This is a genomic window from Reichenbachiella sp. (genome assembly GCF_039969095.1).
Classification (GTDB): Bacteria; Bacteroidota; Bacteroidia; order Cytophagales; family Cyclobacteriaceae; genus Reichenbachiella.
This window is the reverse complement of record NZ_JBDVOL010000011.1, coordinates 733,917-758,407: the sequence shown is the minus strand read 5'-3', so window position 1 is coordinate 758,407 and position 24,491 is coordinate 733,917. Positions and strand designations below refer to the sequence as shown.

Genomic DNA, 24,491 nt, shown 5'->3' with positions numbered 1-24,491 from the left:
TGAAAATGGAACAGAATAAAACTACATTAGGTCTGAACTTACCCACAGATCCACGATGGGTTAATATTGCAGAAAAATCAATTGCTGAGATATTAATCGATCATGCCTATTGCGAACAAAAGGCGGCTTCTTCCGGTATTTCGCTCATTGTACAATATCCAGAGCATGAGGAGTTAGTAGAGATGTTGACCGATTTGGTTGCAGAAGAATGGAGTCACTTTGAGCGTGTTCTTGATATGATGAAAAAGCGCAATATTAAGCTGGATAAAATGCGTAAAGATGAATATGTGATGGCCATCTCTAAGATCCTCAAGGGCGGAGGGAGTAGAGAAGATCAATTGGTTGAAAAACTGCTTCTGAATGCGCTGATAGAGGCACGTAGCTGTGAGCGATTCAAAATTCTACATCAAAACATTCAGGACAAAGAACTGAGTAAATTTTATTTCGAATTGATGGTTTCAGAAGCTGGGCATTACAACAGTTTTCTGGAAATGGCTAAGAAATTCAAACCTGAAGATTATGTGATGAATCGATGGTCTGAATTTCTAGTAGCTGAAGCTGAAATATTGAAAAATCTCGAAGTTCGACCTGATCGAATGCATTGAGTTGTTCGTGTTTTCATTTCATAAAAACATGAGTTGAAGCACCAAATTTGAGTTGGTTATTGCTCCATTCGATAATTATAATTCATTTTATTGGATTCTATATTTCTTGTTATTTATTTTTTTAAAAAATAGCTACAATTGATATTTAATTTATCTTTTGGAGATATTAATTATGCAAATAGGTAATAATGTGCTGTAATTGTATGTTATATTATATTTATAATAAGTCAATAATTTCAAATAAAAAGACGAAGGGCTTTTGACCCATTGCAACCATTTCACACCTTTCTTCATTCCATTCAATGTGCAGCTAAAAAGGATTAAACCATTTGATGATGGACAAGTCTAAGTCTGCAAAACATAGATTAAAATAATAGCTGATGAAAAAATGGTTAGGGGGTTTTTGTGGGATTTGCATGATGGCTTGTATGCAAGAAGATCCAGAGATAGGTTCGGATTTTTTTGGAGATGTTTCTTTTGAAATCATCTCTTGGGATACGCTTTCATTTGAGCTGTATACTGTAGCCCTAGATAGTTTACCAACTAATACGGGTTCAAGGGTTCTAGTGGGACAGGTCGATCACTCAGACTTAGATTCAATAGTGGCGCAATCCTATTTTCAGTTTAGTCCAAGTGAAGGTTATTTTTTTGATGGTGAAAATATTGAATTTGTAGATGCCTATCTCACGCTAAACTATGACGGTTATTTTTATGGAGATACGCTAAGCGCCATGAATTTGGAGCTCTTTGAGCTATCAGAGGAAATGGTGGTTGATGATGATGGCTTGCTATACAAGGATGATTCATTCACTACAAAACCTAATGCAATAGGTGAATTTACTTTTAGCCCTAGGCCATTTTCGTTGGATTCTATTGAAATCCCAATTGACGGCACTTTTGCCACCAATTTGTTCGAATTTCTAAATAAGGAACAGGTTTCCGAGGAAGATTTCATTGATGCTTTTTATGGCTTGAAAATTTGCTCTGAATCATCCAATGCAATTTTAGGTTTTCACTCGACTCCTACGATAAAGATAAACTATCTCGACAATTTCTATTCCCCTCCTGTTGAACGCACCCTGACGATCGAATCAAGTGATGAACATATAAAGTTTAATCAAATCACTAGTGAACTGGCTGCTTATCTCTTTGAAGATATGGAGGAAAAAATATTGAATTCTTCGGATTTAGACCATAAATCATATGTACAATCAGGAAGTGGCTTAGCCACCCGATTGGAGTTTCCATATCTAAAACAATTGCTAAATACGGAAGATGCTCCTGTCATCGAAGAAGTTCTTCTTGAGCTAGTATTTGAAAATAAGGTTCCCGAAGAAGTTGCAATGCTCTCAGAGAGTTTGATTTTGTCAAAAGTTGATAGAAATAATAATCTCATTTTGAATTACTCAGCGGTGCCGGAGTTGGTGGTGGATCTAGAATTTAATGAAGAAAGGAAATTAGTCATTGATATCAAAGAGTTTGTTGAAGATCAATTACTTGTTGACACTCAGGAGGCCAATGAGGCGCTGTTATTAAGGTTTTCAACTGATATATATCAAAGCAGTGTGGATCATTTGATCATTTCCGACCACATAGGCAATTCAAGTAGTAAAATAATTTTGAACGAATTAAAAATTAAATAATAATGAAAGAAGTATTAAAAAATTCAATAGCCATAGTCTTCCTTGCCTTCTTGCTTGGAGCATGTTCAGATGATGAAGAAGAGACAGTTGAGGATGGCAATTGGATCAGAAGATCATCTTTTGAAGGAGTCGGTAGGTCAGGCGCTGTCTCATTTGTGTCAGGAGACAAAGTATATGTTGGATTGGGATTTGATGGAGACGATTATCTTTCAGATTTTTGGTCATATAGTCCAGAGGAGAATTTTTGGGTTCGAGTTAGCGATTTTCCTGGACTAAGTCGATCGGGCGCGGTCGGCTTTGAAATTGATGGTAAAGGTTATATTGGGACAGGTTACGATGGTGACATTGAGTTGTCAGATTTTTGGGAATATGACGTAAGCTCAGATTCCTGGACTCAAATCACTGATTTTGGTGGGTCTGCCAGGTATCAGGCGGTTGGATTTAGTGTTGATGGATACGGTTATGTTGGGACAGGTTATGATGGAAATTACCTTAAAGATTTTTGGAAATTTGATTCTTCTAATGGACAATGGGAGCAAATAGTAAGCCTCAAAGGCGAAAAGAGAAAAGATGCCATGTGCTTTGTAATAGATGATCACGCTTATGTAGGAACGGGCACAAATAATGGACTTCATGAAACTGATTTTTGGGAATTTGATGCAACAATGACTGATTGGTATCAACTCATAGATTTGGATGATGAAGATGAAGAATATGATATTTATCGCGCAGGTTCAGTTGGTTTTTCTCAAAATGGTAAAGGATATATTACTGTTGGATCTTATGGGTCATATGTTAATAGCACTTGGGAATACAACCCATCAACTGATCTTTGGACAGAAAAAACTGCGTTTGAAGGAGCAGGAAGAACTGGCGCAATTTCATTTACAATAAATGGTCGGTCGTTTGTTGCACTAGGCCAAGGTGGATCCAATAGATATGATGATGTTTGGGAGTTTGATCCAGATCATATATTAGATGAAGATGATTGATTTTGACAGAGGAATTTTGAATAAGTCATTCAGAAAATTGAGCAGCCTATTGCTAATTAGTGTGATAGGCTGCACCGCGAACACTGTGCTGTTGGCTCAAAATGGGACAGGCTCTGTATATTCTATTTTTGGCATAGGAGAGATGTCAAGAACTTATTCAGCGGCTTCTCAAGGCATGGGGTACACTTCTATTGGTTTGTCGAGCCCATATAACATTAATAATATTAATCCTGCAGCAAATGATTTAGCAGGGAAATATTTCAACCATGTTTTCGATATTGGATTTTACTATGCAAGTACCAACTACCAATCACAAGGGGAAACAGAAAGTGGTAGTTATGGAGGACTTTCGAATTTAAGTTTTTGGTTTAAGTTTAACGATAGGTGGAATGGCCTGATTGGACTGTCTAGCTATAGCAACGTCGGGTATAACATCTACAAAAACAACATCAACTCCTTTGAAAATGCAGACTATGATGTTGCGTATGAAGGTAGCGGAGGCCTCAATGAATTCTATTTTTCAAATAGTTATTCTATTGCAAAAAACTTTTCATTGGGATTAAAGTTGGCTTTTGTATTTGGAAATACAGAACATACTGAAGATGTATATGGAGGACAAACACTAAAAAGATATTTATCCGAAAGTACAACGAATATTGCTAATATAGATTTAGAGTATAGTCTAAATTATCGCTTGCAAAGACCAGACTACTATTTGAATTTTGGTTTAATCTATAAAAATCCTACAAAACTCAATGGGAATACCACATCATCGATATCTGAATGGGACTATAGTTTAGGTGTAGATGTTGCAGCAGATACCCTATTTAATGAACTTGAATCAGCTTCTAATTATACACTTCCTAGACGAATTGGTTTTGGTTTGTCTTACAACACAGCCAAGGTAATCTTGGCTGGAGACATTGAATTCAATCAATGGAGTCGGGCGGAGATAGAAGGCTATACTGAGGACCTTACCGATACTTGGAAATATGCCGTTGGTATGGAGATTACGCCAGATCGATTCGGTCAAAAGGCACTTTCCAGGGTGAGTTATCGAATAGGGGGCTATGCCGAAAATTCATATATCAAGGTAAATAATAAAATGTTCTATACTTATGGGATTACAGCAGGTCTTAGCATACCCCTGAAGAGGGGGAGTGCAATTAATATTGCCTATCAAAGGAAGTATAATGGGACTACCGAAAATGATTTGATCTTTGAGAGTACACATGAACTATCTCTAAATATCAGCATGAGACAGCGGTGGTTTCAACGACCGAAATACGATTAAAAAAGAGGAGTCTCTCGACTCCTCTCCACTTACCCAAAACTAATTTTTGCTAAAATCTATTAATCGACTAATCTAAAATCAGTCGTTAATATTTTTTGGGAATTGCCACCTATCATCACAGCAAATTGGCCTGGCTCAGAACCAAATGACAGATCTGCCCGATAGTAGGAGAGTGTTTCGTTGTTGATGGTAAACTGAATCTCCTTTTCTTCTCCTGATTTTAGCGTAATTTTTTCAAAACCTTTCAATTCTTTCACAGGTCGGGTCACACTGCCTACATAGTCTCTGATGTAAAGTTGCACGGTTTCTTGCCCAGCTATTTTGCCTGTATTTTTAACTTTTATAGATGCAGTAATTTCGCCATTAGAGCTCATCTCCATGGACGATAGTGATAAGTCACTGTATTCGAATGTCGTGTAGCTCAGACCATAGCCAAAAGGATAAAGCGGAGAATTGGGTGAGTCAGTGTAGTGCGACCAGAACACCATGCCAGCGTCATGAGGATTGGTAGTGGGTCGACCACCATTTTTGTGATTGTAGTAAATGGGGCACTGACCTACATGTCGAGGGAAACTCACAGGAAGTTTTCCTGATGGGTTGTAATCTCCAAATAGTACATCAGCGATGGCATTACCAGCCTCAGATCCTAAATGCCAGACTTCAAGAATGGCCGGAATGCTTTCATCCAATTCAGGAATAGCCAAAGAACGACCGTTCATCAGTGTGACCACTATATTTTTGTTCACCTTGAGCAATTCATACATCAAATCCATTTGATCACCTTTTAGGCCGATATCAGTTTGACTTCTTCCTTCTCCAGTTTGCCAGCAGTCTTCCCCCATGGCAAGTACAACCACATCTACTTTTTTGGCTAGGTCAATCGCTCGTTTGAAGCCAGACTGATCTCCATTTACAATGTCTAATTCATAGATGAATTGTCTTCTTCCTTTGGTCAAAGTATATCCTTTTGAATAGGATACATTGGTTTTATCAGAAACAGCTCCTTCTATACCTTCGAGCAAAGAAACTGCACTACCTTCATTGGCTTGTGCTCTCCAGCTTCCTAATGGCACATCTTTGTCTGCTGCCAACGATCCAATGACCGCAATAGATTGCCCTTCTTTACTGAGAGGCAATAGGTTGTTTTCATTTTTCAAAAGAACAATCGACTTTCTAGCGGCTGCCCTGGCGATTTCTAAATTCTCTTCTGTCAGTAGGTCTGATTTTTCTCTTTCTACATCACAGTACAAGTAGGGGTCGTCAAACAGCCCTAACTGAAACTTTACAGTCAATATTCTTCTTACTGCATCATTTAAAATGTCTTCACTGATTTTGCCTAAGGATACCAATTCCTCGATTGAATTTTCATAAATATGAGCTTCCATATCCATATCACTTCCAGCCGTCAAGGCCTTGTAACCAGCCTCCAAGGTGTCAGCGGCGTATCCATGGGTAATCATTTCACCAATAGAACCCCAATCGGATACTACAAAACCATTTTGGTATTCCCAAGCGCCTTTGAGTAGTTGTCTTTGCAATAGCTCACTTCCATTGGCTGGGACACCGCCAATTTCATTAAACGAATTCATAAAAGAAGCCACGCCAGCCTCACTAGCCGCTTTGAATGGAGGCAGCACCACATTGTATAATGTTTGCAAGCTGATGTCTACGGTGTTGTAATCTCGTCCAGCTTCTACGAATCCATAAGCTGCAAAATGCTTTGCACACGCAGCAATAGTAGCAGCATCCGACATGTCATTTCCTTGAAAACCTTTTATCCACGCTTTTGACATATATGAGGCTAAGTAGGGGTCTTCACCCGGACTCTCCATCATTCGTCCCCAACGTGCGTCTCTGGCAATGTCCATCATAGGCGCAAAAGTCCAATTGATACCAGAAGCAGAAGCTTCCTTTGCCGCTACTTGAGCGCCAGACCTAGCCACTTCCGCATCCCAACTGGCCGCCTGACCCAAAGGAATGGGCATCATAGTTTTATATCCATGAATGACATCGTACCCGAAAATGAGGGGGATGCCCAAACGGCTGTTTTCTACAGCCAATTTTTGGGCTTCTCTAGTGCCATCAGCGGTAATCACATTGAGCATAGCGCCGACTCTGCCACTTTTTATATTTTCTAATTTTTTCTGGTTGTTTACGTCTTCTGGTACTGGCCCTGTGAATTCCCAGCTGCCTGCATAGAGGTTGAGTTGCCCCACTTTTTCTTCTACAGTCATCAAGGAAAGAAGACTATCTACTTGTTGTGCATATGGGTTTGATGCAATATTCGTTTTAGAATTGCTATTGTTACACCCTACAAGCGCAATGGTCACAATGGCAATGGCCAATTGTACTTTCATACCGTTCAATTTTAAATTTTCAATGAACAAATAAAGTAAATAGCCATTGATCAAGGCAATGGGATATGTAACAATAGGGCAAGGCAGATTTGTCAATGAGCTTATTTATTTTTGAAACGCTTATTTAGATTAAAAAAACTCAGAGTGGAAGAGCCTATATTTTTTTTAAGTCCCGATGAATTTGACGTTTGGTTGGAAGCCAATCATCAAACATTAACAGAACAATGGATTGGGTTTTACAAAGTAAAATCCGGCAGACCATCTATGACTTGGTCTGAATCTGTGGATCAAGCCTTATGCTATGGATGGATCGATGGATTGAGAAAAACTATAAATGAGGAGAGCTATAAAATCAGGTTTACACCCCGTAAACCCAAAAGCCATTGGAGTGCAGTGAATCTGGAGAAGATGAAACATTTATTGGCTGAAAAATTAGTACGTCCCGCAGGAATTGAAATCTACGAACAGCGGGATAAAAAAAATGCTGGACTGGCATCATTCGAGCAGAAAGATTTAAAGCTGTCCAAAGAGTATGAACTTGAGCTTCGTGCCAATGATTTGGCCTGGACCTATTTCAATAAACTTCCTCCTTCTATAAAGAAACCTACGATTTGGTGGGTCATCAGTGCCAAACAAGAGGCAACGCGACAAAGGCGATTGAAAACTTTGATTGAATGCTCGGCCAAAGGCGAACGCATTCCACTATTAAAATGGAATAAAAAGAAATAGATGATTTTAGAGGCATGTGTAGAAAGTTTGGAAGAAGCCAAGCAAGCAGAGCGGTCTGGTGCATCTCAAATCGAATTGTGTGGGAGACTAGACTTGGATGGGCTTACACCAGAACTGAATTTGGTTAAGGAGGCGTTAAACAAATTGACTATTCCTGTGAAAGTCATGGTACGACCCAGAGGAGGTAATTTTGTCTATTCTAAAAGTGAATTTACAGAAATGGCACAGTCGATTGAATTATTCAAGAATCTTGGTGTGCAAGAAATTGTATTAGGATTACTTACCAAACAAAACGAAATTGACATTGAATCAACTAAGCAGCTGGTTGCGCTGGCACATCCCATGAAAGTCACTTTTCACAAAGCTATTGATGAACTGGATGATCCCGTGAAAGGAGTGAGGCAGTTGATGAAAATTCCTGAAATTACTGCGATTCTTACTTCCGGAGGGAAATCTACAGCTAAAGAAGGGGCAGAGGTGATCAAAAAAATGATGGCCGTCGCTCAGGGCAAAATTCAAATCATTGCTGCAGGTAAGATTACCAATGAAAACTTGAAAGAGATTGATCAATTGATTGGGGCTGATGTGTATCATGGCAAGCTGATTGTGGGAAGTTTGAAATGAGTTTGCTATGAGTCTTCCGAGTCTTTGTTTCAGCTGACATGCCTTCTGTATGTGTAAGTATTTATGAAATATCAACAAGTCTCCTCCTGGGAGGAGATTTAGAGGTGGGTGCAACAAAATAACTATCTTAACCCATGCGAAAAATCATTCCGTACGACAAAAGGCTAGTTCCACTGGCGCGTAAATTAAGGAACAATATGACCTTAGCCGAAATTCTACTTTGGCAAGAAATTAAAAACAAACAAATTGGTGTTCGGTTTAGCCGTCAAATTCCGATAGATCGTTTTATCGTTGACTTTTATTGTAAAGACCTGCTTCTCGCCATAGAAGTTGATGGAGTGAGTCATTATCATGATGATCAACCAGTAAAGGACAAAAGAAGACAAATTAGATTGGAGTCTCTAGGAGTTAGATTTTTAAGATTTGAAGACTTGGATGTTAAGACCAATATCAAATGGGTATTGAATGAAATATACTATACTGTGGAAGAATTGAAAGCTATAGGTGATTAACCCACCTCTAAATCCCCTCCCAAGAGGGGACTTGACCTTCATTGAATTATTAAAAACGAAAAAGGCCGCTCTAGTTAGAACGGCCTTTAGATACTAAATCAAACAATTGTATTTTAGGGTTGCGCTTAATTAAAGAGCATATTTGTTTTTGCTAATTAAATGATCAGCAATTTCTCTTCTTAGCTGCTTGATGTTTACAGGATTCATTTTGGTGAATCTTTTCAATCCCATCAACATCACTTTTTGCTCGTCTCCAGCCGTGAATGACGCAATAGCATCTTTTCCAGCCTTATTTATTTTCTCAACGGCTTCGTACAAGTAAACCTTAGCCGCATTGACTTGCATTTTAGTAGCTTCTTCACCATTCATTCCCACTAATTTTTCTGCTCTCAAAAGCGCTGACTCAGCCGCATAGATTTCGATCATCATATCCGCTGCATTCATCATGATTTCCTGCTCTTCTTCCAATTTAGGCCCGAAGGTCTGAGCAGCTTTTCCAGCGACCATCAAGACTGCTTTCTTCAATTTCACTAAGACGTCTTTTTCGATAGCGAAAGGTTTTGATAAATCTGGAACTTCGAAAGAAGGCACCGAAACCAATTCTTTCGCAACTGCCATGGCAGGCTCCATAATATTCAATTCTCCTTTCATTGCTCGCTTCATGATCATACCGACCATCAACATCCTGTTGATTTCATTGGTGCCTTCATATATTCTTGTGATCCGCGCATCTCTATAGGCTCGGGCCATAGGAGCATCTTCTGAGAAGCCCATACCTCCATAGATTTGAACGCCTTGATCAACGATATAATCCAGCATTTCAGATCCATGAATTTTGATAATCGCACATTCGATAGAGAACTGTTCGAAGCTCTTCAATTTAGCTTCAGCTGGATCTGTACCGCGTCCAATCAAGTCGGCAATTTTGTCATCGATATTTTGTCCAGCTCTGTAAGCGGCAGATTCAGTAACCCAAGTTTTGATGGCCATCTCAGCTAATTTGTGCTTGATTGCACCAAAGCTCGAAATAGGCGTGTTGAATTGCTTTCTTTCGTTGGCGTAGTTGGTAGACTGAGAGATTACTTCTTTACATCCGCCGATTACACCAGCACCTAATTTGATTCGTCCAATGTTCAGAATGTTCACAGCTATCTTAAAGCCATTCTCTCTTTCAGAAAGCATGTTTTCAACGGGCACTTTACAGTCGTTGAAGAAGATCTGGCGAGTAGAAGAACCTTTGATTCCTAACTTCACTTCTTCGTCGTTCATGGTGATGCCACCATACGTTTTCTCTACCAAGAAGGCTGTTAATTTCTTGTCATCATCAATTTTTGCGAACACGATCAACAAATCTGCAAATCCACCATTTGAGATCCACATTTTTTGACCATTGATCACATAGTGCTTACCGTCAGCGGTCAAAGCTGCCTTTGTCTTACCAGAGTTGGCATCTGATCCAGCATCTGGTTCGGTCAAACAGTAACATGATTTCCATTCGCCACTGGCTAATTTTGGTAAATATGCTTTTTTCTGTTCTTCGTTGCCGTAGTAAAGGATGGGTAAAGTGCCAATACCTGTATGCGCACCGTAAGCAGTAGAGAATGAGCCCGTAGCACCGATCTCATCTGCGATCAACATGGAAGTGTTGAAGTCCATGCCTAGCCCACCATACTCTTCTGGTACAGCCACACCCAAAAGTCCAAGCTCACCAGCTTTTTCCATGAGTGAAGGCATCAATCCTTCTTCTTGTTTCTCAATTTTTTCTATGTTAGGGTTGATTTCCTTTTCAATGAAATCCTGAGTAGCCTGAGCCATCATTTTTTGCTCTTCAGAAAACTCTTCTCTGATGAAGATGTCTGCTGCTTGTGATTCTTTGATGAGGAATTCTCCTCCTCGAATCGATCTTTTTTCTGCTGTGGTTTCCATATCTTGTCTTTATTAATACTTAAAGTTAATGACTTTTGTAATGTTATGCATGCATAACAAATCCAAATATATAAAATATTGGTATGCATGCATAACAAATTAGATTTCTTTTTTGTTAAATCAGTAAAAATCCTAAGATTAGGTAGTTTGCTTAACCGCTCGTCTCTATAAAGTTCCATTCTTCAAATCCTATTCTTCATTGTTGTCAGAAAACGTTATCTAGTGATAAGAACAAGAATGATTATGATCTCGTGTGTGAATCTGCTTTTTCGAAATGACGAAAGAGAAACGCTGTAATTATTCTTTTTCACTACTCAACTCAAAATAATAGGTCATGCTCAAGAATTATATCAAAATTGCCGTAAGGAATTTATTCAAACACAAAGCTTTTAGTCTGATCAATATCATTGGTCTGGCAGGAGGGCTCACTTGTTGTTTACTCATATTTGTCTTTGTCAATGATGAATTGAGTTACGACAAGTTTCAGAGTAAAAAGGATCGTATCTATCGACTCCAGTATTTTATCAGTGATTTTAATATAGGCAGTGTGCCACCAATTTTTGCTGAGCACTTAAATGACTTCTTTCCTGAAGTGGAGAAGACGACGCGGCTCTTTACTCGCGGAGTAAGCGTGCAAGTAGATGCCCCTAGTGGTGAGTTGAAAAAATTTGAAGAGGAAAATATCTTCTTTACGGATTCTTCCACTTTTGAGATTTTTGATTTCCAGTTTTTGGAAGGCAATTCAGAATTGCCTTTACAAGAACCCTTTACAACCATCATCACAGATGAACTAGCTAAGAAATATTTCGGCAATGAATCAGCCATTGGCCAGATCATCAAAATGGAAGGCAAACCCTTTCGAGTATCTGCAGTGGTGGCTAAGTACCCGACCAACTCTCACTTTCATTTCAATGCGATGGTACCTTACCAAAATATGTATGATCTGGAACCAGAACCCTTAGCGACTGGCTTGCGCCAAAATTTTAAGCTCAATTGGATGGTGTCTCATTCGCCGACTTATGTTTTGCTCAAAGAAGGAGCCGATCCAGAGGCAGTCAATACTCGATTTGCTGATTTCGTCACAGAGAAGATTCCCGAAAACATGCAAAAAGGCCAGTCTTTTAAGATTCAACCTTTGTTGGATATTCATCTCAATGATGAAGTGGGGGCTCAGCTCGAACCAGCAGGTAGCCGTGTTTTCCTTTTTGTATTTATGGCAGTTGGGGCATTGACCTTGCTGATTGCCTGCATCAATTTCATTAATTTATCTACTGCACGTTCCCTGCAAAGGACCAAAGAAATCGGCATGCGGAAAGTGATGGGGGCTTGGAAGGGGAGCTTGGTGGCTCAGTTTTTAGGTGAGTCATTTGTAACTGCAGGTGTGGCTGCTGTGGTGGCGTATGTGGCTGCTGTCTTTCTATTGCCAGTGCTTAATGAAGTGACAGGAAAGGAGCTTGAATTTTCGGCGCTTTACAGACCGGAGATTGTCACTGGATTTATAGGCTTGTTTTTGATTACAAGTCTATTGGCTGGTTTGTATCCGGCGTTTTTTGCTACTCGAATATCACCTATTTATAGTCTGAAAGGCTTAAGTGGAAGCAGTGCCAAAGGAGGTTTGTCTTTTAGAAAAGGGCTGATCGTTATTCAGTTTTCTATTTCTATTTTACTGATATCCGGAACGCTGATTGTATTCGATCAATTGAACTTTTTACAGAACAAACCTTTAGGGCTCAACAAAGACCATATGGTGACGGCCCCAGTGATGAGTGCCAATTTCAATAATGTATTTGGGGCAGTGAGTGAGGACAAACGCAAAGCCATGGATGCATTTGAGACGGAGTTGACTAGTATTCCAGGAGTATTGGCAAGTACTTTGTCTGCAGGAATCCCAGGAGAGGGTGTAGCTCACCGTAACGTGATTCCCGATGGTTTCACGTCTGATGATCATTTGCTCGCACCCGTACTTTCAGTGGACTATGATTTTATCAGCACTTATGGAATTGAGATAATTACGGGGAGGGATTTTTCTACAACATTTGAAACCGACCCTCAGGCGGCGTTCATTATCAATGAAACGGCTGTCAGTACTTATAATTTTGGTACGCCCGAGGAGGCGCTGGGTCGCTCCATCAATATGGAAGGAAAAATAGGGAAAGTGATTGGCGTGGCGAAGGATTTTAACTATATGCCATTGTCGCAGGCGCTAGGGCCAATGATTGTGGATATCCGAGTTCCAGCTTTCACGCACTTTTCGTTCAAGATCAACAATCAAAACATTCCGCAGACTTTGGCCACTATTGAAACCATATGGAACAAACACTTTCCTACAGAAACGTTTGCTGCTCAATTTCTGGACGAGCAGCTAGCCCAGAGCTACGGCGAACAAGAGCAATTGGGTAAACTGATCAGCAACTTTTCCATATTGGCCATTCTCATTTCTTGTTTGGGGTCTTATGGTATGATCATGTTTTTGGCCAGTCAAAAAATGAAAGAAGTGGGAATACGTAAAGTACTCGGTGCTTCGGTTTCAGGGTTGGTTTTGATGCTTTCTCAGCGATTTGTATTGTTGGCCTTAGGTGCGATGATGATTGCCATACCGGCCGCTTATTATCTGGCCAACTCCTGGCTGGATGAGTTTGCCTATCGGGTAGACATTTCCTATTGGAATTTTGGTATCGCCAGTTTGGTGACGATTGCTTTGGTGTTAGTCACCATCAGCTTTCAGTCGATCAGAACGGCTACGGCCAATCCAGTAAAGTCTCTGAGGCAGGAGTAGCCAATGGTATATAAACCTATAAGGTTTCTAAAACCTTATAGGTTTGATATTTATGCAAAATGCCCTATCCTTGAGTAGCAGCTCTTTTGAGATGTTTAACCAAACGAAACATAAAATATACAAGGTGGATATAGTGCATAATGCACTATATTCGGATGTTGTATGTCATGCAAATATTCACCTCAACATGTATCTAAGATTAGCATTAACCCTCGTACTTTTAGTTGGAAACATAAATCTATTCGGTTTTGGTCAAGACTCATTGGCGCACTCAACGAAACAAGCCCAGCCTGAACGGTATAAAGCTTTAGGCGGTAACATTTTTCTAGGATATGGACATCTTAAAGGAAATATCTCTAATTACATTAGCAACCCTATATTTCTTGGTATAAATGTGGACATTCTTAGGGGAAAAATGGTCTTTCAAATTGATGATTACATAGGGTTTGGCAAGACTATACAAACTTTAAGTTTTCCTGATGATTTAGAATGGTCTGAGAACATGCCAGCATTGCATTTTATGTTAGGCGGAAATTTTGGGTATACAATCCTTAATACTGAAGCAATTAAGATAGTTCCATTGTCTGGAATCGGGATTAACTTACTTACCTCATCATTTTTAACATCATCTGACAATTCTAAAAATGAACCCATTTTGCCGTATTACAAGCTAGGTTGTTATATAGACATAAAGTCTCTTCGACTTTTTAAAGATCATAGAAGCTTCAATTATGACGAAGACTATACTTGTATTCGCCTCAGCTTTGGAATAAACTCCCCAATAGGAACGCCTAAATATGAAAATTACTACGATGGAAATATGGTTTATTTCACAATTGGAATGGGAGGCTTAGGACGTCAATAAGACATACAACATATGATATGAGATGCATGGTGGTTTAGTTGAAAAGGAAGTGCTTGAGGTGTTTGCAAGCCTCGCCGATTCTGTGCTGCGACTCATGAAGAAATCAAAAATGTATGAGCGAACGTCGCCCGGCCGAATCACAGATTCGGCTATATTAGTATCCGAAACGAACAAATCATAAAACGCCACGACACCATATCTTGGCGTCAAATCACCCCTTCAACTTATCCCCAAACACTTCCCTGAACTTCTCCACTTTAGGTCTGATCACGAAGTTGCAGTAGGGCTGTGAACCGTTGAGATTGAAGTACTCTTGGTGGTAGTCCTCGGCAGCGTAGAAGGTGCTGGCTTCGGTGATCTCAGTTACGATCGGGTCGCTCCAGGCACCGGAAGCATCCAGTTTCTTTTTGTATTCAGTCGAAAGCTTTTTCTGTTCATCATTATGATAAAAAACAGCCGAACGATACTGGGTGCCTACGTCGTTGCCTTGGCGGTTGAGCGTAGTGGGATCATGCGTTTTCCAAAATACCTCCAACAATTCATCAAAAGAAATCACCGAAGGATCATAAGTGATCTGAAGCACTTCGGCATGACCAGTAGTCCCCGAACAAACTTCCTTGTAGGTTGGGTTTTTCACTTCTCCACCCATGTAGCCGGATACGGCTTTTGAAACTCCTTTTAATTCCTGAAATATGGCTTCTGTACACCAGAAGCAGCCATTACCGAAAGTTGCTATTTCCATCTTTTTTGTTTGTGCTGAAAGCGTTTGAGCAAATATGAATAATAAAATGAAAAGTTGAATACGCATAGCCAAGGTGTTTGTTGTCAATACGGGAAATTAACAAGGTAGGATTGGAAATGGTTCAAGGCTCTTATGAAAGTCGTCATCCCACGGCGGTAGTCCGGGGGATCTGTAGGACAAAACAGTTGATGCCGCTGGGATCTGGATATTGCTGATAGATAGCCCGAATTGAATCGGGCTATTACGAGATAAATTATCGATCCTACCGATCCAGCCATTCTTTGAACAACGCAACCTTCTCTCTAGATACAATCAAGTCATCCGCATTGAAATGATGGAGTTCCAACTTGAGGCGGCTATTGGAGTAGGTGATGATGTCCTTGATGCCATCGATGTGAATCAGGTATTTCCGATTGATGCGAAAAAAAGATTTGGGGTCTATAGCTTCTTGAATCTGATCCAATGTGAAATCGACGATAAATTTCTTGTTTTCTTTGGTCAAAAGGTAAGTGGCTTTGTTTTCACTAAGGAATATTTCGACATCTTCAGTTAAAACTGACTTCAAGTGTTCACCTACTTTGATCACAAATCTTTCTTTATAAGATTTGTTTTGTTGCTGCATCAGGTTCATGAGTGCCGATACATCTACGGACTGTGTGGGTGATTTTTGTTTGTTGAATTTGTCCAGCGCCCTTTGTAGATCTTCTGTCACCATAGGTTTTAGTAAATAGTCGATGCTATTGACTTTGAATGCTTCTATGGCGTACTGGTCGTAAGCTGTGGTAAAAATGATGGGACAATTGATATCCACTTGATTGAAAATCTCAAAACTCAAACCATCTGCCAGTTGAATGTCAAAAAAGGCCAGATCAGGCGAGGTGTTCAATTGGAACCAATCCACTACGGACTTGACTGAGTCTAGATGCTCTACAATTTCTATCGTGTGATCTATTTGACCCAACAACTGAATCAACCGCTCTGCGGCAATGCCTTCGTCTTCTACAATTAAAACCTTCATGATGTTAGAGAAAGGATGGGTACTATCACTTTGAAATGGTCATCTGACGCTATGACTTCGACTTTTTGATCGGATAACATTTCATAACGGGAAATGATATTGCTAAGTCCTAAGCCGCTAGAATCCTGTTTGGCTTGGTTGATGGGGTTGATATTGTTTTCTACAATGACTTCATTGCCTTTTTTCTCAACTATGATTTTTAATTGTTTAAGCTTAGAAATTTCATTGTGCTTGATACAATTTTCGATAAGCATCTGAAGGGTTACGGGTGGTATGCTTTGATTGGCGTCGAAATCATCCATATTCTTGTAGAGTACTTCGAAGTTATCCCCAAATCGAATCGTATTGAGATAAACAAAAGATTTGAGAAAATCCACTTCAGTTTGCAGTGGGACTACTTCGTCATTCTGGTGATCTAGCACATAACGATAAACTTGAGAGAGTTTCTGTATAAACTCTACCGCCTTGCCCTGATCGGCATACACCAAAGAAGTGAGCGCATTTAAACTGTTGAACAAAAAGTGGGGATTTACCTGAGTTTTTAGCGTTTCGAATTTTGATTTGAGGTTTTCGTTTTTGAGTCGTTCTACATCGATGGCGGCTTGTCGCCATTCGAGAAGGAAACCTTGTCCATGTTGGAGGAGGGCAATAAATACTGTAATTCCTAATGGAATGGAGAGCATGGTCATGACACCCTGAGATTCCATGACTTTGAAGAATGAATATCCGAGCACCCATTCGATATAGGCATATAATATTATAAGGGAGGCCACGACTGTATATGCCAACAAGCCGGATACGCCTACAATCACGCGCTGAACAGGGGATTCTAACCAAGTCCAACGTTTATCGATCCAATCAACAAGAATCCCATTTCCATTCGCCAACACACTCCAGAAAGTGGATGATATGAGGGCGCTTTGAAAGAAGGTTTGCCCATGCATATTGTCACGAAGAAAATACTCGACAAAAGCAATGGTTAAACCTCCGATGCCAGGGATAACGATCCATTGCTTAAAATTGTCCCATGGACTCTTTTTTGGATTGGCACAAATTTGTGGATTGCTCATAGTTTTGGATTGAATGCTGCAAAATAATGGGATCGTTTGTAATCACAAACGATCCTATATGCTATTCCTGATTTTCTGCTTTTTCTAGTGCAGCTTCACACTGCTTTTTGTATTGCTTCGCACTGTGCAGACCCCAGCTTGGTGCAATGGTTGACTCTGGTTTTTCAGATTCGAACAAGACCATGGATTTGTCAACTAATGCACAAGCATCGTCTACGCCCGTCCCAAAAAATTGGGCAGAACCATATAGCATCTGTGCCATAAATAGATTGGCTCTTGGATTGTTTGGGTCTAGTTTCATGGCTTTGCCAAAATCAGCCATGATTTTTGGAGAAAGCGTCTGACCACGTGTGCCTGGATCTACTCCGATTTTGATCATGTTGATGAAGCCTTGTAAGGCAATAATTTCAGAGTTGTTTTCAGAAAGAGTCGTCGCTCTCCCTAAAGCGACAAGCGCTTGGTCCAATACTTTGTCTTTCGCTTGCAAGTCTTCTATTTTGAAGGCTTTGAAAACATGCGACAAGGAAGCATAGTAGTACGGTTCCCATTCGGATGCTTCCGCTTGCCCGATCCGATCGAACTTGTTGGCTGTAGCATCAAGTGCTTCTGTATTTTCCGCCTGGAAGATGGCCGTAATACTAGTTTCCATGGTTTTGATATATTTTTTGTTTTGCGCATTAGCGAACGTGGCCGTAATAACAAAAACAATAAGGATGTTTAGAGATTTCATGGTTTTGATTTTAATTATTTGATATTGATTTCAATTTGTGTGTTGCCATTTAGTTCGAATTGACTGTCGTCAAAGTCGGCTGGCCCGAACATGCCTCGGGCGTCATTAGAGAATCCGTAGGCTTCAGTGGGGATGCCAAAGGCACCTGTGTCCAACTCTCCGTTAGCATTGGCATCGTGAATAACCGTGACTGCATAATTGCCTGCGGGTAGGTCTTTGAATGCGATCTTCATCTCTGACTGGTTATCAATAGACACTTGTTGTTTCTTGCCTTCTTTTAGCCAGTTGCCTTCAGAGTCGAAGAGAGTGACTTCGAGTACGCCTTCGGTGTTTTGCATGTTTTTAATGACTACGGTCAGTTCGTTTTGATTATCTGCTGCTAGCATAGAGATTGTAGCTACTACAATTCCCAATACAGTTAAAATTGATTTTTTCATTTCTTTGAATTTTGATTGATTATTAGCTTTAAAGGTTTTCAAGGTTGTTTTTGCTCTTGTCTTTGGTCAGCGTGATAAATACCCCGACGAAATAAAATCTTTTGGCTGGCTGCCCAACAGGTCTGGATTCATAGACCCCATTGGCATTTGGATTGTCCGCATAGTCGTAGCCGAATACATTGTCGCGACCCAATAGATTAGTGGCGGAGGCGTAGATGATGAAGTTTGGCTTGAACAAGTAGGCGAAGTTGAAACTCAAGTCTGAGTAGTGTTTGGTTTGACTTCCGTTGAAATCATCTTGGTTAGGATCGTCGTATGGTCGACCGTTGTTGTAAGTAAATGAGGCGCCAATCTGAGTTCGGATATCCGGAATAAAATGTTTGTACACTACCGCAAAATTGTGACCGGCGGCAAATGTTGGATTGGCTTGATAAGGATAATCTCTATAGTCTCTTTCTGTATCGATATAAGAGTACGACACCCAATAATCCACATTTTTGATGGTTTTGCTATCTCTCCAGAATAAGTCAATGCCTCTCGCATAGCCACCACCGTTGTTATTGAAAGTGGTTGGGTTGAATGGATCATTGCCATCAAATTTTACCAAATCATCATACTTTTTGTAATAGATCTCTGAGCGGAAAGTTCTGCCATTGTTGATGGTCTGATAGCTGAGCATGTAGTGATCAGCACGCTCGAAGCTCATCTGTTGAGAGCGAAGCAATAAGTCTCTGGTCGGCAACTGATGGAATTTTCCATACGCCCAAGACAGCTGCGCATTCTCGCCAGTTTTTAATGCCATCGACAATCGAGGGGAAAGCGCATTTTCGTTGAATATAGAATAGTGCGAATAGCGCAGTCCTGCACGAACGGTCAAGCTGTTGGTCAGGTAATATTCCGCTTCCGCAAAACCAGATGACAAGTGGCTGGTATAGTCAGGCAAGAAAGTTTCGCCGTTTTCTATCACTGTCTTTTCTTCATGCTTGGTGCTCATGATTTCTCCACCGACCTTCACTGAAAGACTGTTGATATCAGAAGTGAAGTATCCTTTGGTGTGGATGCTGTTTTGCGTGTCTTTCACATGAGCCTCATTGAAGATTACATCGGAATAGGTTCTTCCATAAGAAGTGCCTACATAGGCTGTACTGTTTTCGCCAATCGCTCTTCTATAGCTGGTGTTTAAGTAGAAATTATTGTTGCCCATGTCCGTGTGATCATATCCGGCTTGATTCAAACTTTCCTGATTGATCACAAAGGCGCTGTGGTCATAATTGGCATAGACTTTTAGCATGTCATGCTTGCTGAGTTTCTGTCGAAGCATGAACGTGCCGCTTTGTGAGGTGTAGCCATCTTCCCAGTCGTAGGCTTGATCCACCAAATTCCTATAAGGATCAAGATTGGTGTAATTCACCTGCCCGTATGCCGAACCATTTTCCCACTTCTGTGTGTGTGAAGCATCCACACCCACAGTCATGAAGGACAAATCTGTTCTAGTTTCGTCTGCGATGTCATTGGAATTCAAAGACAAGACAGAAGACAAAGCCTGGCCAAATTCAGCAGAATAACCACCAGTGCTAAAGAAGGTGCCTTTGAATAAGAAAGGAGAGAATCTGCTTCTTGACGGGACATTGTTTGGGGTTGGGGTATAAAAGCTATGAACTAAAATACCATCAATGAAGGCTTGGGTCTCAGCAGCTGTGCCGCCTCTGACGAAAAGTCGGCCGGACTCTCCATTCGTTGAGGTTCCAGGTAGCTTACTCAATGCACCGGGGATATCCGCCAGAGCGCCAGCGGTCATGGCGATGTCTAGCGGCTTGAGCACTACGGCCTTCTTTTCGTCACTCGCTTCGAAGCTTCCGGCTGTGATGGTCACACCAGAGAGTCTGTTGACTTCTTCTTTCAATTCGATGTTGAGGGAGATGGGTTTCGAAAGGTCAACCGTTTGCTCATGTTTTTTGTACCCGATAAAACTGGCGACCAGGATTTGTTCGCCAGCTTCATAAGTGTCAAACGAATAGTTGCCATTCATGTCGGTGGTAGCTCCATCGTAAGTGTCTTTGATAAATACATTGACGCCAGGTAGCCCTTCCCCTGTAGGGTCGGTGATTCGGCCTTTGATCGTAGTCGCTTCGGTGAGTAGCGAAGTGACTATTAAGAGTAGTGTTAAAATTGATTTGGTCATCTGAGTTTTAATTTTTTTGATGCTTCAAAACTCAGTATTGGCCGCTGAAATCAGAATAATAAATCGGTAAGCCGGGGTTTGAGGTGGATGAATTGTGGAATGTTGGAGATGAATCGGAGGAGGGATTTTAGGGTTTTTGCAAGATTCTTGTTTTACTGTTGGAAGTATTCCTCTTTTTTGAGAACCAATAAACTTTCAGAGTATTTTCATACCTACTACATTTTAGGAAATTCAATGATTTGATTCAAATATATCTTAGGTCAATTAAAGTTTGATAATGAGGTTAAGTGTGAGGAAAAAAATATCTTTGTTTGACATTAGTTTTATAAATCTAATGTTGAAAAATGAATAAAATTTTTATGCAACGTAGATTGAACTATAGTTTTTTATTAGTTGTACTTCTTAAGCTTTTAATTTCTGGATGTGAGGAAGTAGGTGTAGAACCAGAAATAAGATTTGAAGTAAATACTTTTCCCGTTTTAGCAATTGGTTCAGATGCAGCTAGTAGTGGTGGGTCCATAGATATTTCTACAGGTAATAATATTGATGCAAAAGGGGTGTGCTGGAGCACCAGTCCTGAACCTACTATTGAGGATTCGAAGACTGAAGATGGAAAAGGGAGAGATTCCTTTGAAAGTATTTTAACAGATCTCAAAGCAACTACTAATTATTACGTTAGAGCATATGCCATTTCAGGTGATAAAATAGAATATGGAGTCCAGAAGAAAATTTTCACACCTGAAAATACTTATCTGGATGCCATCGTATTAAAAACTCAGGAAGAGGTTGATGCATTTGGAGCGAAAGGGTTCGTTCATATAAAAGGTGAGCTATCAATAGGTATGAGTGATGAATTAAACTCATCCATAAAATCTCTTGAAAGTCTTAAAAATCTGAAATCAGTTTATCGATTACGAATTGCAAATAATGAGAGACTGACCAGCCTTAATGGATTGAATAATTTAATATCTGTTGATTGGGGAGTAATACTTACTAACAACGATGTTCTAAAAAATATGGAAGGTCTTAATAATTTAACATCGGCCAATTCTCTACATATTGGAGGGCACGGTTTACTAGAAGATTTAAGTGCATTAAAAAATTTGACTAATGGAGAATTATCAGTCGTTATATATGGCAATAAAGCTCTATCAAATCTGGATGGCCTTGAAGGGCTCGGTGGTGGTGAATTCACGTCTATATTTATTTTTGACAATCCTTCTTTAGTAAATATAAAGGGGTTGAAAAATATAAAAACTGCTCATACCATTGAAATAACAAATAATGTGTCTCTTTTGAATCTAGAGGGGTTTAATAATTTGGAAAAGGTACGAGGAGATGTGCGAATTTTATATGATAGCGCTTTGTTAGATTTAAATGGATTAGACAATTTAAAGGAAATAGGTAGAAGTTTGAGAATTCGATATAATCCAGTACTGACGAATATTATTGACTTGAAAAATCTGACAAAAATTGGAGACGGAAATAGTAGTAGTTCGGTAGGTCTGGATATATTTAGCAATGTTGAACTTACTACTTTGGATGGTCTTGAAAGATTAGAAAGCGTGGGCAATTCTATTTCTATTAATTGTAATCATTTGTTAAGTGATTTTTGCGCATTGCAAAATATTGATTTCAACTCAGAAGCTGAGGGGTATTTTTCGACCATTGAAAACGCTTATAATCCGACAGTCGAGGATATGGAGGATGGAAATTGCAGTATGTAATCTGCATCTAATCAAGATTTTTTATGATATAAGTACTCTTTGACATGTAAAAAAAGGTGTAATCTTAATATGCTTGCCTTCTTATTGGCTCTTCTCTAGCGTGGAAGTAACTTCCATGCCTGCACTAATCGGAACTAAGTTCCACGCAAGTACGCTTGTGGAGGTCGTAGGTCTTTGATCTTATTCTAAAAATCCTTATTCTTGAGTAGCAGCCCTTCTGTGAATTTTTAATTAATCAATTTTATAGATTATGTTGCAGTGCGGATTTTGTGCATTGTGTTTATATAAATGTTGAACTAATGTAAAAGAACCCAATGACGATAACCTATGACAAATACTATCAGACAGAAAACTTTTTCGGAGAACCTTATCCCGAATTGATTGAGTTTTTTGCTGAATATCCCGGTAAAGGAAAAATACTTGACTTAGGTTGCGGACAAGGTAGAGATGCAATTGCTTTGGCTCGACTTGGCTATTCTGTAACTGGAATTGATATTTCAAAAATCGGAATCGACCAAATGAACCTAATAGGTCAAAACGAAAACTTGGATTTGGTTGGACAAGTAGGAAATATTTACGCTTTTGACCGTTTTAGTGAGTTTGATATTGTTCTGGTGGACAGTATGTTTCATTTCGCCAAGAAAGACAAGGAAAAGGAAATTGGATTAATAAAAAAAATAGTTTCTCATATAAAAAATGGTAGTCTAGCTGTAGTTTGCATTCAGGACACAGGTGACAAAGTTCAATTACTCAAACAGGCCATTGACTTTGAAAACCAGCATAAACGATTAACTGACAAAGAATTCAAATACGTATTTGAAGATAGCGACAGCGGTCATAAATCTGAAACTGATTATCGAATGATAGTAGTTGAAAAATAAAAAACACCCTAAACACAACAATACCTAAAAGCAATAGCGCCCTGCGGGACGTAACTGCCATAGCCAAACCATTTTACATTATTTAAAGAAAGATCTCAAAGAAACTAAAGAACTTATGATAGTCATAACTAAGTATGTCGTAATTCTCTTTGGCATCTTTCTCATAGGAGTAGGTGTGCTGATGCTCCTGAATCCGTCAAAGGCGAGGGCATATTTGAAGCGAGCAGGAAGTACTGACTTTATAAATTATACTGAGATCACGATTCGAATGATACCAGCTGCTGGACTCATTCTATATTCAGAATTCTCAATTTTTCCCGAAATCTTCAAGTACTTCGGTTGGTTCATGATTGTAACATCTCTGGTACTATATTTTGTGCCACGAAGAATTCATCATCGTTATGCGCTAAAGTGCGCAGAGATTCTCACACCACAACTTATTAGAGTGACATCACCTTTCTCAATGTTATTTGGATTTGGAATTATCTATTCGGTGCTATAATTAGGACAATATGAAGTGAATTAAAATAAAACGATGTATTACAACGACAATAAATCATGTCGCTCTATGCCACGTTTCATAGCCAAACCGTGTATGCTATGCGAGAAAGAAGAAAAACTTCTTTGGCACGGAAGTTACTTCAGCGTTAGGGGATAGTAGCTAAGGGCTTCCACCGTTCTCTTTGTTTTTCGTATGATCAAGAGTACGAAATCTAAACTCATTCATTATGTTCGGAATCATCAACTTTGAAACCTTTCTAATTGCTGGTATTTTGTTAATACTCACGCCTGGGACGGATACCATGTACATCTTAGGTCGTAGCATTTCGCAAGGCAAAAAGGCTGGCTTGATGTCTGCATTAGGGATTTCAACAGGCGTATTGGTGCATTGCATTTTTGCCACGCTTGGTCTATCGATTATTTTGGCCAAGTCCGCATTGGCTTTTGAAGTGGTGAAGTATCTGGGTGCGGCTTATCTCATATTTTTAGGTGTCAAGTCAATTATAGCTAAGCCACAGGATACTATTGAAATGGATCACCCCAAAAATAACAAGAGCCTTAAGAAAATATACATGTCTGGTGTGTTGACAAATGTGCTTAATCCGAAAGTGGCTTTGTTCTTTCTGGCCTTCATCCCGCAGTTTGTCGATCCTACTTATACACAAAGTACGCTGACTTTTTCTCTACTTGGTTTTACCTTTTTTGTATTGGGAAGTAGCTACAGTTTTTTGTTATCCTTGTTTGCTTCAAGGCTTTCTACTAGCATCAGATCCAATTATAAATTCAAGACCTGGTTAGATCGTGTAACTGGAATGCTGTTCATCGGATTAGGTATCAAATTGGCGATGGCTAAGAAATAAAAAAAGCCGACTCATGAGTC

20 protein-coding genes are annotated in these 24,491 nt (G+C 39.7%); 12 read left to right on the top strand and 8 right to left on the bottom strand.

Going from position 1 to position 24,491, the window contains the following annotated elements; all coding sequences use genetic code 11:
- Positions 1-5 precede the first annotated feature (5 nt).
- From ABJH98_RS11750 to ABJH98_RS11735, 4 genes are all read left to right on the top strand, one after another.
- Complete coding sequence (locus tag ABJH98_RS11750; protein ID WP_348307873.1) at positions 6-605, top strand: tRNA-(ms[2]io[6]A)-hydroxylase; 600 nt, start codon at positions 6-8, stop codon at positions 603-605.
- A 380-nt stretch (positions 606-985) separates the two neighbouring features.
- Entirely contained in the window at positions 986-2,248 is a 1,263-nt protein-coding gene (locus tag ABJH98_RS11745; protein ID WP_348307872.1) for a DUF4270 family protein, read from the top strand.
- A gap of 2 nt (positions 2,249-2,250) precedes the next feature.
- Positions 2,251-3,240, top strand: coding sequence for a kelch repeat-containing protein (locus ABJH98_RS11740; RefSeq protein ID WP_348307871.1), 990 nt, complete (start codon positions 2,251-2,253; stop codon positions 3,238-3,240).
- Positions 3,227-4,534: a hypothetical protein gene (locus tag ABJH98_RS11735; protein ID WP_348307870.1), complete on the top strand. Its 1,308-nt coding sequence runs from the start codon at positions 3,227-3,229 to the stop codon at positions 4,532-4,534. Before ABJH98_RS11740 ends, ABJH98_RS11735 begins: the two co-directional genes overlap by 14 nt.
- A 59-nt stretch (positions 4,535-4,593) precedes the next feature.
- Here ABJH98_RS11735 and bglX read toward each other — a convergent pair whose 3' ends face one another.
- Entirely contained in the window at positions 4,594-6,891 is a 2,298-nt protein-coding gene (gene bglX / locus ABJH98_RS11730; protein ID WP_348307869.1) for a beta-glucosidase BglX, read from the bottom strand.
- Between the two features lie 144 nt (positions 6,892-7,035).
- On the opposite strand from bglX, the gene ABJH98_RS11725 reads away from it, so the two are divergent.
- The 3 genes from ABJH98_RS11725 (at position 7,036) to ABJH98_RS11715 (ending at position 8,756) form a co-directional block, all read left to right on the top strand.
- Positions 7,036-7,620: a YdeI/OmpD-associated family protein gene (locus tag ABJH98_RS11725; protein WP_348307868.1), complete on the top strand. Its 585-nt coding sequence runs from the start codon at positions 7,036-7,038 to the stop codon at positions 7,618-7,620.
- Entirely contained in the window at positions 7,621-8,244 is a 624-nt protein-coding gene (locus tag ABJH98_RS11720) for a copper homeostasis protein CutC (RefSeq protein WP_348307867.1), read from the top strand.
- A 134-nt stretch (positions 8,245-8,378) separates the two neighbouring features.
- Positions 8,379-8,756, top strand: a complete 378-nt coding sequence (locus ABJH98_RS11715; RefSeq protein ID WP_348307866.1) for an endonuclease domain-containing protein — start codon at positions 8,379-8,381, stop codon at positions 8,754-8,756.
- 129 nt (positions 8,757-8,885) lie between these two features.
- Here ABJH98_RS11715 and ABJH98_RS11710 read toward each other — a convergent pair whose 3' ends face one another.
- Positions 8,886-10,682, bottom strand: a complete 1,797-nt coding sequence (locus ABJH98_RS11710) for an acyl-CoA dehydrogenase family protein (protein ID WP_348307865.1) — start codon at positions 10,680-10,682, stop codon at positions 8,886-8,888.
- 334 nt (positions 10,683-11,016) lie between these two features.
- On the opposite strand from ABJH98_RS11710, the gene ABJH98_RS11705 reads away from it, so the two are divergent.
- Together ABJH98_RS11705 and ABJH98_RS11700 are read left to right on the top strand one after the other, a co-directional pair.
- Positions 11,017-13,458, top strand: coding sequence for an ABC transporter permease (locus ABJH98_RS11705; protein ID WP_348307864.1), 2,442 nt, complete (start codon positions 11,017-11,019; stop codon positions 13,456-13,458).
- A gap of 187 nt (positions 13,459-13,645) precedes the next feature.
- On the top strand, positions 13,646-14,323 hold the full coding sequence (locus ABJH98_RS11700; protein ID WP_348307863.1) for a hypothetical protein: 678 nt from the start codon (positions 13,646-13,648) through the stop codon (positions 14,321-14,323).
- Between the two features lie 211 nt (positions 14,324-14,534).
- On the opposite strand, the gene msrA is transcribed toward ABJH98_RS11700, so the two are convergent.
- The 6 genes from msrA to ABJH98_RS11670 all read right to left on the bottom strand — a co-directional run bounded on the left by msrA (position 14,535) and on the right by ABJH98_RS11670 (position 20,502).
- The gene (gene msrA, locus ABJH98_RS11695) at positions 14,535-15,131 is read right to left on the bottom strand and encodes a peptide-methionine (S)-S-oxide reductase MsrA (protein ID WP_348307862.1); all 597 of its coding nucleotides are present in this window, start codon (positions 15,129-15,131) and stop codon (positions 14,535-14,537) included.
- A gap of 196 nt (positions 15,132-15,327) precedes the next feature.
- Entirely contained in the window at positions 15,328-16,083 is a 756-nt protein-coding gene (locus ABJH98_RS11690; RefSeq protein ID WP_348307861.1) for a LytTR family DNA-binding domain-containing protein, read from the bottom strand.
- Complete coding sequence (locus tag ABJH98_RS11685) at positions 16,080-17,153, bottom strand: histidine kinase (protein ID WP_348307860.1); 1,074 nt, start codon at positions 17,151-17,153, stop codon at positions 16,080-16,082. Before ABJH98_RS11685 ends, ABJH98_RS11690 begins: the two co-directional genes overlap by 4 nt.
- A 61-nt stretch (positions 17,154-17,214) precedes the next feature.
- Complete coding sequence (locus ABJH98_RS11680) at positions 17,215-17,883, bottom strand: hypothetical protein (protein ID WP_348307859.1); 669 nt, start codon at positions 17,881-17,883, stop codon at positions 17,215-17,217.
- Positions 17,884-17,897: 14 nt separating this feature from the next.
- Complete coding sequence (locus ABJH98_RS11675; protein ID WP_348307858.1) at positions 17,898-18,320, bottom strand: DUF2141 domain-containing protein; 423 nt, start codon at positions 18,318-18,320, stop codon at positions 17,898-17,900.
- 28 nt (positions 18,321-18,348) lie between these two features.
- Positions 18,349-20,502, bottom strand: coding sequence for a TonB-dependent receptor (locus ABJH98_RS11670; RefSeq protein ID WP_348307857.1), 2,154 nt, complete (start codon positions 20,500-20,502; stop codon positions 18,349-18,351).
- Positions 20,503-20,846: 344 nt separating this feature from the next.
- Here ABJH98_RS11670 and ABJH98_RS11665 point away from each other — a divergent pair, with 344 nt between their 5' ends.
- The 3 genes from ABJH98_RS11665 to ABJH98_RS11655 all read left to right on the top strand — a co-directional run bounded on the left by ABJH98_RS11665 (position 20,847) and on the right by ABJH98_RS11655 (position 24,471).
- The gene (locus ABJH98_RS11665; protein ID WP_348307856.1) at positions 20,847-22,229 is read left to right on the top strand and encodes a hypothetical protein; all 1,383 of its coding nucleotides are present in this window, start codon (positions 20,847-20,849) and stop codon (positions 22,227-22,229) included.
- A 314-nt stretch (positions 22,230-22,543) separates the two neighbouring features.
- Positions 22,544-23,110, top strand: coding sequence for a class I SAM-dependent methyltransferase (locus ABJH98_RS11660; protein WP_348307855.1), 567 nt, complete (start codon positions 22,544-22,546; stop codon positions 23,108-23,110).
- 728 nt (positions 23,111-23,838) lie between these two features.
- Positions 23,839-24,471 carry a LysE family translocator gene (locus ABJH98_RS11655; protein ID WP_348307854.1) on the top strand — a complete coding sequence of 211 codons (633 nt, stop codon included), beginning with the start codon at positions 23,839-23,841 and terminating at the stop codon, positions 24,469-24,471.
- The last annotated feature ends 20 nt before the right edge of the window (positions 24,472-24,491 follow it).